The sequence below is a fragment of the Bifidobacterium actinocoloniiforme DSM 22766 genome, assembly GCF_001263395.1.
GTDB lineage: Bacteria > Actinomycetota > Actinomycetes > Actinomycetales > Bifidobacteriaceae > Bombiscardovia > Bombiscardovia actinocoloniiformis.
This window is the reverse complement of sequence record NZ_CP011786.1, coordinates 1,019,204-1,031,836: the sequence shown is the minus strand read 5'-3', so window position 1 is coordinate 1,031,836 and position 12,633 is coordinate 1,019,204. Positions and strand designations below refer to the sequence as shown.

Annotated in this window: 10 protein-coding genes; 8 read left to right on the top strand and 2 right to left on the bottom strand. The window is 57.7% G+C overall.

The window, feature by feature from the left end; genetic code table 11:
* Nucleotides 1-227: 227 nt before the first annotated feature.
* Both AB656_RS04230 and AB656_RS04225 read right to left on the bottom strand, forming a co-directional pair.
* Complete coding sequence (locus AB656_RS04230) at nucleotides 228-428, bottom strand: hypothetical protein (protein WP_033503542.1); 201 nt, start codon at nucleotides 426-428, stop codon at nucleotides 228-230.
* A 1,112-nt stretch (nucleotides 429-1,540) separates the two neighbouring features.
* Nucleotides 1,541-2,533 carry a LacI family DNA-binding transcriptional regulator gene (locus AB656_RS04225; protein ID WP_051905340.1) on the bottom strand — a complete coding sequence of 331 codons (993 nt, stop codon included), beginning with the start codon at nucleotides 2,531-2,533 and terminating at the stop codon, nucleotides 1,541-1,543.
* A 177-nt stretch (nucleotides 2,534-2,710) separates the two neighbouring features.
* On the opposite strand from AB656_RS04225, the gene AB656_RS04220 reads away from it, so the two are divergent.
* The 8 genes from AB656_RS04220 (at nucleotide 2,711) to uriH (ending at nucleotide 12,623) form a co-directional block, all read left to right on the top strand.
* The gene (locus tag AB656_RS04220) at nucleotides 2,711-3,994 is read left to right on the top strand and encodes an enolase C-terminal domain-like protein (RefSeq protein WP_033503539.1); all 1,284 of its coding nucleotides are present in this window, start codon (nucleotides 2,711-2,713) and stop codon (nucleotides 3,992-3,994) included.
* Between the two features lie 124 nt (nucleotides 3,995-4,118).
* The gene (locus AB656_RS04215) at nucleotides 4,119-5,555 is read left to right on the top strand and encodes a GntP family permease (protein ID WP_051905339.1); all 1,437 of its coding nucleotides are present in this window, start codon (nucleotides 4,119-4,121) and stop codon (nucleotides 5,553-5,555) included.
* A 132-nt stretch (nucleotides 5,556-5,687) separates the two neighbouring features.
* Nucleotides 5,688-6,596: a dihydrodipicolinate synthase family protein gene (locus AB656_RS04210; RefSeq protein WP_033503538.1), complete on the top strand. Its 909-nt coding sequence runs from the start codon at nucleotides 5,688-5,690 to the stop codon at nucleotides 6,594-6,596.
* Between the two features lie 1,004 nt (nucleotides 6,597-7,600).
* Nucleotides 7,601-7,819, top strand: coding sequence for a 50S ribosomal protein L31 (gene rpmE, locus AB656_RS04205; protein ID WP_033503537.1), 219 nt, complete (start codon nucleotides 7,601-7,603; stop codon nucleotides 7,817-7,819).
* A gap of 136 nt (nucleotides 7,820-7,955) precedes the next feature.
* Complete coding sequence (prfA, locus tag AB656_RS04200) at nucleotides 7,956-9,044, top strand: peptide chain release factor 1 (RefSeq protein ID WP_033503648.1); 1,089 nt, start codon at nucleotides 7,956-7,958, stop codon at nucleotides 9,042-9,044.
* A 42-nt stretch (nucleotides 9,045-9,086) separates the two neighbouring features.
* Nucleotides 9,087-10,142 carry a peptide chain release factor N(5)-glutamine methyltransferase gene (prmC, locus tag AB656_RS04195; protein WP_414630294.1) on the top strand — a complete coding sequence of 352 codons (1,056 nt, stop codon included), beginning with the start codon at nucleotides 9,087-9,089 and terminating at the stop codon, nucleotides 10,140-10,142.
* Between the two features lie 696 nt (nucleotides 10,143-10,838).
* Entirely contained in the window at nucleotides 10,839-11,648 is an 810-nt protein-coding gene (locus tag AB656_RS04190) for an iron-containing alcohol dehydrogenase (RefSeq protein ID WP_269078540.1), read from the top strand.
* A gap of 33 nt (nucleotides 11,649-11,681) precedes the next feature.
* Nucleotides 11,682-12,623, top strand: coding sequence for a uridine-preferring nucleoside hydrolase UriH (gene uriH, locus AB656_RS04185; protein WP_033503536.1), 942 nt, complete (start codon nucleotides 11,682-11,684; stop codon nucleotides 12,621-12,623).
* The last annotated feature ends 10 nt before the right edge of the window (nucleotides 12,624-12,633 follow it).

The window sequence follows — 12,633 nt, the reverse complement described above, 5'->3', positions numbered from 1 at the left end:
TATAAGAATGATAACGGGTCCACTGAATCTCATGAAATGATATGCGCCGTACCTGGCTAGCAGTTGACCGAGTTTTTGAGTTGTATGAAATTCGAGCATGAGAATAAGTGAACCCCTGCCAATATTCCTGCTAGTGGCCGTTTTACAAAGACAAAGATATCTGAAAACAGACAGAGGTCAGTAAAACAAAAGGCCCTGTTGAAGTGGGGTTCCAGGATTAGAGATGTTTATTTGAAGAGGTCCCAGAGGCTGAAGCTGGTCTTGTGGTAGATCTTGTTGTAGGCGGCTTTCCTGGGGTTTTTGACCCAGCCCATGCCTTTCTTGCCGTACCCGGGGATGATCGCTTTCTTCATTTGGCGTTTGAGCCTGCCGGTGGTGCGTGCGCTGATCGAGCGTTTGACGCCGGGTTTCCTCATGCCGAATCTCATGCTTGTCTCTCTCCTTGTTAGTTCATCCAGCGCAGGCGGCCGTCCGTCGCGGTCCTGCAGGTCAGTGTAGCGCCGTTACGGTCGGATGTTCCGGTGGAGCCTGCCCTGGAGCAGAATGAGCCCCGGTGAGGCGTTCCCTGAGAACGTGTTTGTGACTGTATCTGCTGCTCTTGTGCATGCTGTTAAGCGGCCTGTTGCTGCGCGGTCTGCACGGCTATTTTTCTTCTCGGTCTGTGCCTTGTCACATAAGTCCGGTTTTCTCCATGGCTTTGTCCGCCTCGTCTTTGGCGTCCTTCAATTTCTTGCGTGACTAGTGTAGGTCGGCCTGGCTCTTTGAGCAGGCGGATTGCGGGTCTTCGCATGTTGTGAGTTCTTGTGATTGTGCTGCTGCAGGGCCCCATGCCACAGCCGATGGCCAGCAGCAGTAGCGTAGTGAGTACGGGTTTCTGGTTCGCTTTGCCTTCCTTCACGTTGGGCTTTCCCGGTTTGGCCTCGGTGCCCATATGTGGCGGTTTGGGCGGTGGAGCTGTGATGTGCGCAGCGCCACTGCCGCCGGTGGAAGCACGGTCGTTCCTCTCTCATCGCTTATAAGGACGAGGGCTTTCACTCCCCTCATCCATGCCCATGATCGCTCCTTCGCTAAATCATTAACGACGGTATTAACATATAGCAGCTGCGCTTCTACTCGCTAACGTTGATTTCGTGGATCTTGTCCGGAGCAGAGCAGCTGGGGTTGGGCTGTTTTGAAATTCTCCAGGTTCACCTTTCATCAGGGGAGCCCTTCTGCTTGTGTGTCGGGAGAATTCTTCGCCCTGCTTTCTTCTAAAAACAGCAGTACTTGATGAAAAATCTCTATCATCCGCCTGGGTAATGCACGCACGATCATGTCCTCGTGCCAACCTCGTCGGTAGGATTCACCGTCGTACGGGGCCTGGTCGTCTGGTACCCGATGGTCTTACGATTCGCAGATGCTAATAAGATGTAGACACTTGCTTCGGCGTCCGCCGACCGATTGCCCGCTAAGTGTATCCAGTGGATGGCTGGCCAGATTTTCTCCGGGCTGTACTCTATGGTTGTTCGGGCCAGAGTTCAATTCCCTGAGACCTCACTCTTTACTTTGCCGCAGCTTGCGCGGCGCTGTCGCGCTTAACGATTGTGACCGGTAAAACCACATGGGTCTCTACCGGTCGTTCGCGGCGCACATCGATAATCATCTCAATGGCCTTGCGGGCTTCGGCGTTGAAAGGCTGGTTGACGGTGGTCAGGGGTGGAGCCATGAACTCGGCTGGATAAATGTCATCGAACCCTACAACAGACAAGTCGGTCGGTATCGCCAGGTCCCGTTCGTGGGCGGCCCGGTAGACGCTCAGCGCGGTCTGGTCATTGCAAGCGAAGATGGCGCTCGGGCGCTCAGGCAGGTCCAACAACTCGCAGGCCGCTTGGTAACTGGCTTGGGGTGTCAGGTCTGTGGCGCGCTCCAAGGTGGGGTCGGGTTCGATGTGCGCCGAATGCGCGGCGGCAAGGAAGCCACCGTAACGGGCGATGGTCGACTGAGAATTCTGAGGGCCGTTGATGATGCCGATGCGCCTGTGTCCCAGACTGATGAGGTATTGCGCCATCTGGAAACCGCCCGTCCAGCGGTCAACCGAGACCCACATGGCTTGGTCGTCAATCGGGGTGATGGGGTCCAGGATTACGAACGGGATGCCCCGTGACTCCAGAAGGTCTTTCTCCGCCTGGGGGATTTGAGTGATTTGGTGGATGACCACACCTAAAGGGTTACGGTCGATAATGCCACGGAAAGAATGTTCGACCTCCTCTCCTGAGTGAATTTGGGTGATGGTCAACGCATATCCTGCTTGTTGGGCCCAGTATGAGGCGTGGTCAATCAAGGGGAGGGTACAGTCAGCGTCAACATGCTCCAGGACTAGTTCGATGGTTCGCGAAAGTTTCGTTGAAACGAGCGGCTTGTAGTAGCTGTTCTCGTTGAGAACCTGCTCCACGCGCCTTCTGGTCTCGGCGGCAATTCCAGAGCGCCCGTTGATGACTTTGGAGACGGTGGATGGGGAGACCCCGGCCAATTCCGCCAGTTCACTGATCTTCATCCCCTGCTCCTTCGGTTTTATGAGACGGCATGGTTCGCGTCATTAAGTGTATACATGTGAAGATACCTGCGATTAAGAAAACTTCCAAATCTGATTTGCAAATTTCTAAACCTTCGCTTAGAGTTCCTATTGGGATTACTCCGTTGTAACCACTTATCAAAGACGAAGGAGCCTTTTATGAGCACTATCACAAATGTCAAAACGTATGACTTCCGTTTTCCGACCTCGCAGACTCTCTCAGGTTCTGACGCTATGAACCCCGACCCTGACTATTCGACCGCTTATGTGGAGGTTGAGACCGACGCCGATGATGGCATCAAGGGCACCGGTTTCGTCTTCACGATTGGTCGCGGCAACGATGTGGTCTGCCGGGCTATTGACTCCATGTCGCACGTCCTCCTCGGACGCAACGTGGAGGAGCTGTTGGACAATATGCGCCTAGCATGGGATCTGTTCGTCGGTGATTCGCAATTGCGGTGGCTGGGTCCTGAGAAGGGTGTGGAGCACATGGCTATCGGCGCTGTCCTCTCGGCCCTGTGGGATATCAAGGCAAAGCGGGCCGGTAAGCCCCTATGGATGCTCCTGGCTCAGATGGACCCCGAAGAACTAGTTGCCACCTTGGACTTCCGTTATCTGACCGATGCCTTGCGCCCGGAGGAGGCCATCGAGATCCTGCAAGAAGGTAAAAGGGGTAAGGACGAGCGCATTGAGTACCTGCTTAAGTTCGGCTACCCGGGTTACTCCACGGCAGCGGGTTGGCTAGGTTACGCCGATGAGAAGATGGTCCAGATTGCAAAAGAGGAGACTGAGCAGAAAGGCTTCAAACAAATCAAGCTTAAGGTCGGACGGAATGTGGACGATGACCTGCGCCGCCTGGCCTTGGCCCGAGAGGCGATCGGCCCGGACGTGCGCCTGGCTGTGGATGCCAACCAGGTCTGGGATGTGCCCGAGGCCATCGAATGGATCAACAAGTTCCATGATTTCGACCTGGCTTGGGTGGAGGAGCCCACCAGCCCCGACGATGTGATCGGACATGCCACCATCGCCAGGGCCATTAACCCGATTCCCGTGGCCACTGGCGAGCAGATGCAGAACCGAATCATGTTCAAACAATACTTGCAGGCCAACGCTTTCGGCGTCATGCAGATCGACGCCACGCGCGTGGCTGGCCCCCAGGAGGTTGTCCTGGAGTATCTGATGGCTAAGAAGTTCAACAAGATCGTCTGCCCACACGCCGGTGGCGTGGGCCTGTGCGAAGCGGTCTGCCACTTCGCCATGTTCGACTACGTGGCGGTCTCGGGCACCATGGACGGACGGATGATCGAATACGTGGACAACCAGCACGAATATTTCGTCCACCCCATCCAAATTAGCGAGGGTAACTATGTGGCTCCTACGGCTCCCGGCAATGGCACCGAGATGACTGTAGAGACCGCTCAAAAGTACCTCTACCGCGGCTAATCGCAAAGCTGCGCATCGTCGCTCTCCGGCGGCCCTTCGCCCTTCAATGCGCTGTAACGGCGCTTGGCGATGGGCCGCCGGTGCACAGTACCATCATTCGCTTTGATAGTGTGAAGGACTTCATATGCATTCGCTCATTGTGGCGCTGTCATCGCCGCTCGTACAGGCGGCCTCCGAAGTGCCGAAAGTTCACCTTAGCCCCGCTGCCCTGTTGATCAGTATCGTATTGGGCGTCGCCTTGCTGATCGCCTTGGTGACAGCGGCCAAGGTTCACCCATTCGTCGCGATCATGATCGCCTCCATTTTTACTGGTATTTGCTCGGGTTACGGCATGATGAACACCATCACCGCCTTCCTCGACGGCTTTGGTTCAACAACGCAGAGCGTTGGCATTCTCGTCGGGCTGGGCGCCATGCTTGGGCAAGTGTTGATGGTCACCGGCGCCACAGGCGTGCTGGTCGATACCCTTGTGGACCACTCATCGGTCAAGATGCTGCCTTGGACCATGGCACTTATCGGCTCCCTGGTAGGTCTGCCGCTCTTCTTCGACGTAGGCCTTATCATTATGGTCCCGGTTATTATCATGGTGTGTCGGCGTTCCAAGCTGCCGATTATGATGATCGCCATGCCCGCTTTGGCCGGCTTGTGTGCGATGCAGGCCCTAGTGCCGCCCCATCCTGGCCCTACCGCTGCTCTGAAGACCTTCTCAAACGGTAGCATGGGTATCACGATGGGAATTGGTGTATTGATTGCGATCCCAACCGTAATAATCTGTGGCCCGCTGTTCGCTAGGTACGCCACTAAAATCGTGGATCGCGGCGCCCCCGACACTTTCGATATGTCCGCAATCGAGCAGCCGCCGGAGGGCACCAAGCGCCCCAGTTTCGGCCTTTCTTTGACCTGCGTAATCATGCCTGCCGTGCTTCTGCTGATCACTTCGATTGCCACGATGATTGCTCCCAAGCTCAGCACCTCCAAGGCTTTCGTGCCGCAGCTGATTCAGTTCCTCGGAAATCCTGAGATCGCCCTGCTCTTCTCCCTGATTTTCTCGACCGTAGTTCTGTTCAAGGTCACTAAATTCCCCTGGAAGCGCATCCAAGACGAAACCGCCAAGTCGTTGAAGCCTATCGCTGGCATCGTCTTCATTCTGGGCGCGGGTGGTGGTTTCAAGACTTTGCTGATTGACACCGGCATCGGCGATATGATTACTCAGTTCGTGCAGAGCTCGCACATATCGATTCTGCTTGTCGCCTGGGCCATCGCCGCCTTCGTCCGCGTCGCCACAGGCTCTTCGACGGTTTCGGCAATAACGACCGCGGGTATCCTCGAACCGGTTGCTGTTTCGCTTGGCCTTAACCCGGTTGGCATAGCCCTCTTGGTCCTTGCCATAGGTGCAGGCTCCTTCATCTTCTCGTTCGTGAATGACGCGGGACTGTGGTTGGTCAAGGAATACTTTGGTTTCACGCTGCCGGAGATGTTCAAGACATGGACGCTTATGACTTGCGTTCTTTCGGTTGTGGCGATGATTTTTGTTCTGATTCTCAGCGTGCCGCTCATGTAGGGACGGCTTCGGTTCAACGCCCAACCACTGCGCGCGAGCAGGAGAGTGGGCGTTGGGTTCGCGCATGCAAGCGAAGCATCGCGCACATGATGTGATAATGGTGATAACCGCGGTTCAAGTGAGGAGCGCAAGATGGTGACAGCGGCGTTTGAAGGGGTGTTCTGCCCGTCTATTACGGTGACGGGGGATGACGGAAGCATCGACTACGAGCTATGGGGCCGGCACCTGGACCACCTGGCCGATGCCGGCATGAACGGGGTGCTCCTGTTCGGCAGCATCGGCGAGTTCTATGCGTATTCGCTGGAGAGCAAACAGGAGGCGCTCGCATTCGCGGTGAATCGCGTGGCTGGCAGAATGAAGGTCTTCTCGGGTGTCGGCGGTACCGATATGGATGAGGTCCTGGCTTTCACCCATTACGCTGAAACAGTTGGTGCCGATGCGGTCGTGGCGGTCAGCCCTTATTATTTTGGCCCGAGCGAGCAGACGGCGAGCGTTTACTTCGCTCAGATCGCGCAGGCCACCAGCCTGCCGGTCCTCCTGTACAACTTCCCTCCCAGGACTGGCATGGATCTGAGCCCGGAATTGATCGCCCAGTTGGCGGCAGACCACAGCAATATTCTGGGGCTCAAAGATACGGTCGATACGATCAGCCACACCCGTAAGGTGATTGCCGCCGTCCGCAAGGTCTCGCCTTCGTTCAGCGTCCTATCCGGCTTCGACGAGTATTACACGCCTAACCGGATCGCTGGGGGCAATGGCGTCCTGTGCGGCTTGACCAATGTTGAGCCTGAGACCTTCGTGCGGATGCACGCCGCTTGGCAGGGTGGTGATTACACGACCGCGCTCGCCTGCGCCCGGCGGATTAACGCGCTTATGGCCGTATACGATCAAGCCGACCTTTTCATCAGCGCGATCAAGGCAGCGGTCAAGATCAAAGGTCTGCCTGTTTCCACGGCCATCAAAGAGCCGGCGACGCAAATCAGAGCCGAGCAGGTCAGGGCCATCGAAGGCATTATAACCGCAGCTGACCAACTTGGGTAGTGGTTTCCTAACAAGGGGGCGAGTTCAACGTGTCTCACCGGAAAGGGAGGGCGTTGGGGGAGTATGGTTCCCCCCCCCCTGCCGCCCTCCCCTCGCGTTGCAGAGGTTCTTTGCTGGCTTGTCGACGCCTCTGTGTGTGCTCTGGGTGCCCTTACGGTTGGTTGATTCGTGGAACCCGTGCTGCTTTCGGACCTGGTCGAGGAAAAATGAAAAAGCGGGCCCCGGCTTTGACGCCGGAACCCGCCTTTACCGCAGTCTGACTCTCGCATCCACAAACGGCGAACCGCCTGCTTCAGCCGGGGGAATAGAATCAGATCGCGTCTGTCGTCCCTTCGGACCGGGAACCCGACTCTGTCGAGTTGCGGGGCAAGATGATGGTCCCAAACATTGAGTTCTCATCCGGACGCCCCGCTATATTGCCTGGATATACCAGTCCGGGTCGTGATTCTCTGCGAATCCCCTTCATTTAGTTATGGCAACAGTCATCTCTCACGAATAAAGATAACCACGACCTTGCTGCGTGAATTGCAGGTAAGCTCCAACAGCGGTCGCCATCTCTATTTGCGGCATACATCTTTATTCAGAGAGCAAGGAAGGAAGTGGATTGCACTTCACCCCTTGCGGCTAACCGTTTTCATGCATCCCCCAATGCACGAGAGATTTCTACCTGTCCATGAATATTAGCGTAACGGTTCGAAAAATGTCAACGCGCCCTGTCTCCCGGGCAGTGGTTGAATCCTCCAGAGCGTTGGAATCTCGGTTCGTTCCGAATCGTCATCCATGGGCGGTGTGTTGTGAAACAGTCGGGAATAGGCCTGGGGTCCATGCGGTTGAGGGATGTGAGCATGGCGGAGGATGTCTTTCTAGACGTTCTTGAAAACCGCGGCGGCAGGCGGTCCTCGCTGGGGCAATCTCCCGGGCCTGCGCTATACTCGCCATTGGTTCCGGTTCACGTCGGCCATAGGGGCAGGCGACCCGGATCCCTTCGGACCCTAGGAGAAACCATGAAGCAGGGTATTCATCCCGATTACCATCCCGTCCAGGTGACGTGCTCGTGCGGCAATACGTTCGTCACCCGCTCGACCGCCCCCGGCGATCACATGACGGTTGATGTGTGCTCCAACTGCCATCCCTTCTACACCGGTAAGCAGAAGATCCTCGACACCGGTGGGCGCGTTGCCCGCTTCGAGGCTCGCTACGGCAAGAGGAACAAGAACAAGTAGCGTTTTCACGCCAGCCTGAGCCCCGGGTCATGCTTGACATGCCCGGTCGCTGAGGCTGGCGTTTTTCTATGTCCAAACGGATGGCGCACCCAGAGCCTAGTGAAGCGGAAATGCGTAAGAGGAAAGGTTGGAGATCATGGAGGATGAGCAATTCCCCGCAGCGCGGACGGCTCTTGAGGAGTACGAGCGCCTGGAGCGGGAGATGAGCCAGCCTGAGGTAGCCTCTGACCCCGCGCAGATCCGTAAGCTGGGCCGTCGGCACGCTGAGCTGGGGAGCATCGTGGAGGCCTATAAGGCATACCGCACGCTTAACGATGATTACGAGGCCGCACGGAGCATGGCCGATGATGACCCTGATTTCATGGCGGAGGCCAAGAGCTTGGGCGAGCGGTTGCCGGCGGCTGAGGACCGCCTACGTTCGGCGCTGATTCCTCGCGACCCGGATGACGCGCGGGACACGATCATGGAAATCAAAGCCGGCACTGGCGGAGAGGAAGCGGCGCTGTTCGCGGGTGACCTGATGCGCATGTACATCCGCTATGCGGAGAAGCGTGGCTGGTCCGTGGAAATCATGAGTCAGAACGCCACCGAACTGGGCGGGGTCAAGGACGCGCAGCTGGCCATTCGTTCGCGTGGGTCCGTGGCGCCGGCCGATGGCGTCTGGGCTTCGCTCAAGTACGAGGGTGGAGTCCACCGGGTGCAGCGCATACCGGTGACCGAATCGCAGGGGCGCATCCAGACCTCGGCGGCGGGTGTGATCGTCTTCCCGGAGGCGGACGATGACGACGATGAGATTGAAATCGATCCCAAGGATTTGAAAATAGACATTTTCATGAGCTCCGGCCCCGGTGGCCAGTCGGTCAACACCACCTATTCGGCGGTGCGCATGACGCATATCCCGACGGGGATTGTGGTGAGCATGCAGGACGAGAAGTCGCAAATCCAAAATCGCGCCGCCGCCCTGAGGGTCCTGAAGTCGCGCCTGCTGGCCATGAAGCATGAACAGGAGGCTGCTGAGGCTGCGGACATGCGCCATTCACAGGTGCGTTCCCTGGACCGTTCCGAGCGCATCCGCACTTACAACTTCCCTGAAAGCCGCATCGTGGACCACCGCACGGGATACAAGGCTTACAACCTGGAGCAGGTGCTCGACGGTGACATCCAGGCCGTAATCGACTCCGACATCCAAGCTGATGAGGCCGCGCGTCTGGCTGGGCGCAAGTGAGGCTTGGACGGGCCGCTGCTCCGGGCGAGTGAGGGGGCCGCTATGGCGATTAGCGGGAGCGACATGCTGAGTGCCGATGAGCGAGCCGGTGTGCAAGCGATCCTTGCTGAAGCGAGTGGCAAACTGGCCGGGGCTGGTGTGGACACGCCGGAGAACGACGCCCGGCTGCTGTTGGCGGAGGCATGCCGAGTTGATTTGCACGATCTGGACAAGGCCCTGCTCCTGGGGGAGACCGTAAGCGATTTGGCTGCTGCCGGGGTCAGGGGGAGCGCTGCTCGTGCCCAGGGTGTTGGTGACGCTGCTGATGCCGATGCGGCCACGGTCATAGTGCACATTGACCCGGACCAGGCCGGGAAGCTGGCTTTGGGTGTCTTCCGCGATTTCGTGATCCGCCGGGCAGGGCGCGAGCCCTTGCAATACATAGTGGGGCACGCCCCGTTCCGCTTTCTGGATTTAGCGGTCGGACCGGGGGTGTTCATCCCGAGGCCAGAGACCGAGACCGTGGTGCAGGCCGGGCTGGACTGGCTGGCGGGGGAGGGTATCGAGCGCCCGCTGGTGGTTGACTTGTGCGCTGGATCTGGTGCGATCGGCCTGGCCGTGGCCACCGAGGTGCCCGGAGCCCAAGTGTGGGCGGTGGAGGTATCCGAGGAAGCCGCCGCCTGGGCCCGCCGCAACGCTGACCGTTACCGGCAAGCCATCGCTAATAATGGTTCCAGCTACCAGCTAGTCCTCGCCGACGCCACCGCCGCCGAAACCCTGGCGGATTTAAATGGCCGCGTAGACCTAGTCATTTCCAACCCACCGTACATTCCCGAGCGAGAAATCCCCGCCCAGCCCGAAGTCACCCGTTACGACCCACCCCAGGCTCTCTACGGCGCCTCCCCGGATGGTACGGCCATCCCTGGGCGTATCATCGCTCGAGCCGCTGACTTGCTTCGTCCAGCCGGCTGTCTGGTCATGGAACACGATCCTTCGCAATCAGCGGTTCTGCGGGGAGTTGCCAGCGCTGCTGGCTTTACTCAAGTCAGAACTGACTCCGATATGACGGGGAAAGATCGCTGTTTGCTGACGATCAAGGGCGCTGCAGACACTAAATAGGCATAGACCATGAGCCTGTTGGCTTTGTTTACCCTCGGGTTTTGTTCGAAGATGATGAAGCGCATATACAGACTGCTGTTGCAGTTGGTGCGCTTGACCTGGTGCTTGCCGCTGTTTCTCTTTTTCTGGATGCCGGTGTTAGCGTCTAAAGCGTGTCCAAACAAATCGTGCAGGTAAAGGCGTAGGCCCATAGTATCTGCCAATTTTCTTGCATGTTGTTTGCTCCGCATTTAGCCGCACTTCGCGGATGGAAGGCCCTACTCTCGGTACGCTGGCTGCTTTAGCCTGTGGGATGAGGAAGGGGCCGAATCCGAAGGGTGGGTGTAGCGAGCCATCGCCCATAATCTCGCTCTCTGTCAGCTAGTGAAGTTTGTCGATATCGGGTGTCTTGCATCGCGGGTCTTTACGTCAATAGTGATTGGAATACGGTGTAGGGCAAGATTACTTCGAGGTGCTTAGCGAAAACGTCCCAGCCATTATTTAAGGAAGTCAGTGGTTTTCGGTGTTGACGGGTCGTGCTGGAAGTGGGTAGAGATTTGTGATGGATACTCAGCGTATAGATGAGGAACAGCGTCGTAAGGCCGATATGTGGTTCATCAGCGAAAGTTTGAATTATGAATATAGGCACTGAAGGATGTTTCTCAGAGCCGATAGAGGAACGAAATCAACATCATCCGGGTCAACGGTGGAGCCATTTTGGAGTACACGGACCCAGCCAAACCCATCAAGCCGTGCGCGGGTATGATCTCCATACCAACTACGGCGGGTACCGGCAGCGAGATGTCGAACGCGCTGGTCGTGACGGATGAGGCCAGCAGTCGCAAGATGACGGTCTTGGCTGATCCTGCGGTCAGCGAGTACGCGATTCTGGACCCTGACCTAACGCTGACCCTTCCTGCGGATATGACGATCGCCTGCGGTTTGGATGCGTTCGGTCACGCGGCTGAGGGCTATCTGTCCCGGCTCTCCAGCCCAGTCACCGATGCCGTATGCGAGAAGGTCATGTTCCTCCTTTACAATTACCTTCCTCGGGCCGTACGGGACGGCTCTGACAGAGAGGCGCGGGAGCGGGTCATGGTGGCGGCGAATCTGGCCGGCTGGATGTTGAACAACACCGGCACCATCGTCGGTCATTCAATCGCTCACGTGTTGGGTTCCCAGTACCACATCGTGCACGGCGATGCGGTGGCCTACGCCCTGCCCTCCGTAATGGAGTTCGTGGGTCCAGTCAGAGCGAACAAAGTGCGGGAAATTGGTCAGATTCTAGGCGCTGCATACCCCCAGGGCGCACCGGAGGAGCAGACGACGGTCATCGCCTGCCGATCCTTTAAGGACTTCCGGGACCGTATGCTGGGGATGCGCCTGTTTGAGTCATATGGGCTGAGTCGAGAAGAATTACTGACGAACGCGCAAGCGGTGGCCCAAGAAAAGTTTGCGGGTAATACGCCTCGGACGGTAGATTTGGAAGCCGCGGACAGTTTGCTGCGCACTTTTGGCGGTAGATGAGTGTTCGGAACACGAAGAAAGAAAGTGACTGTAATGGCAAGGAAGATAATACTGGATTCGGACCCAGGGCATGACGATGCTGTCGCCATCCTCTTGGCCGTCGGTAATCCCAACATTGACCTGTTGGGTGTAACGACTGTCGGAGGCAATCAGAGTCTGGAAAAGGTGACCTATAACGCCCGGGCGGTGTTGGAGAAGGCCCATGCCACCGACATCCCGGTGCATGCTGGCTGCGACCGCCCGTTGGTCAGGCCGTTGGAGGTGGCCGCCTCCGTCCATGGCGAAACCGGTTTGGATGGCGTGGAACTACCTAAGCCCAGCCGCCCGCTGGACCAGGGGCATGCCGTTAACTGGCTGATTGACACCATCATGGCCGCCGAGCCCAAGTCCATCACGCTAGTGCCCACCGGGCCGCTGACCAACATCGCCATGGCGGTGCGGATGGAACCGCGCATCGTCGACCGGGTCAAGGAAGTCGTGCTCATGGGTGGCGGGTACCACGTCGGCAATTGGAGCGCGGTCGCTGAGTTTAACATCAAGGTGGATCCGGAAGCGGCGCACATCGTCTTCAACGAGCCCTGGCCCGTCACCATGGTCGGTCTCGACCTGACCCACCAAGCCTTGTGCACGCCCGAGGTGCAGCAGCGCATCGAGGGCCTGGGCACTGACTTGGCGCATTTCGTGGGTGGACTGATGAACTTCTTCCGCAAGGCGTACCAGAACAACCAGGACTTCCAGGACCCGCCGGTGCATGATCCATGCACGGTGGCCTACCTGATCGACCCCAGCGTGGTCCAGACCCGACGCTGCCCGGTCGATGTGGAGACCCAAGGGGATCTGACCCTGGGCATGACCGTGGCAGATTTGCGCGGTCCTGAACCTTCCCCGGAGGAATGCCACACCCAGGTCGCCACGAAGTTGGACTTCGATAAATTCTGGGATTTAGTGACCGATGCCATTACGAGGATTGGGTGAGTGTGATGTC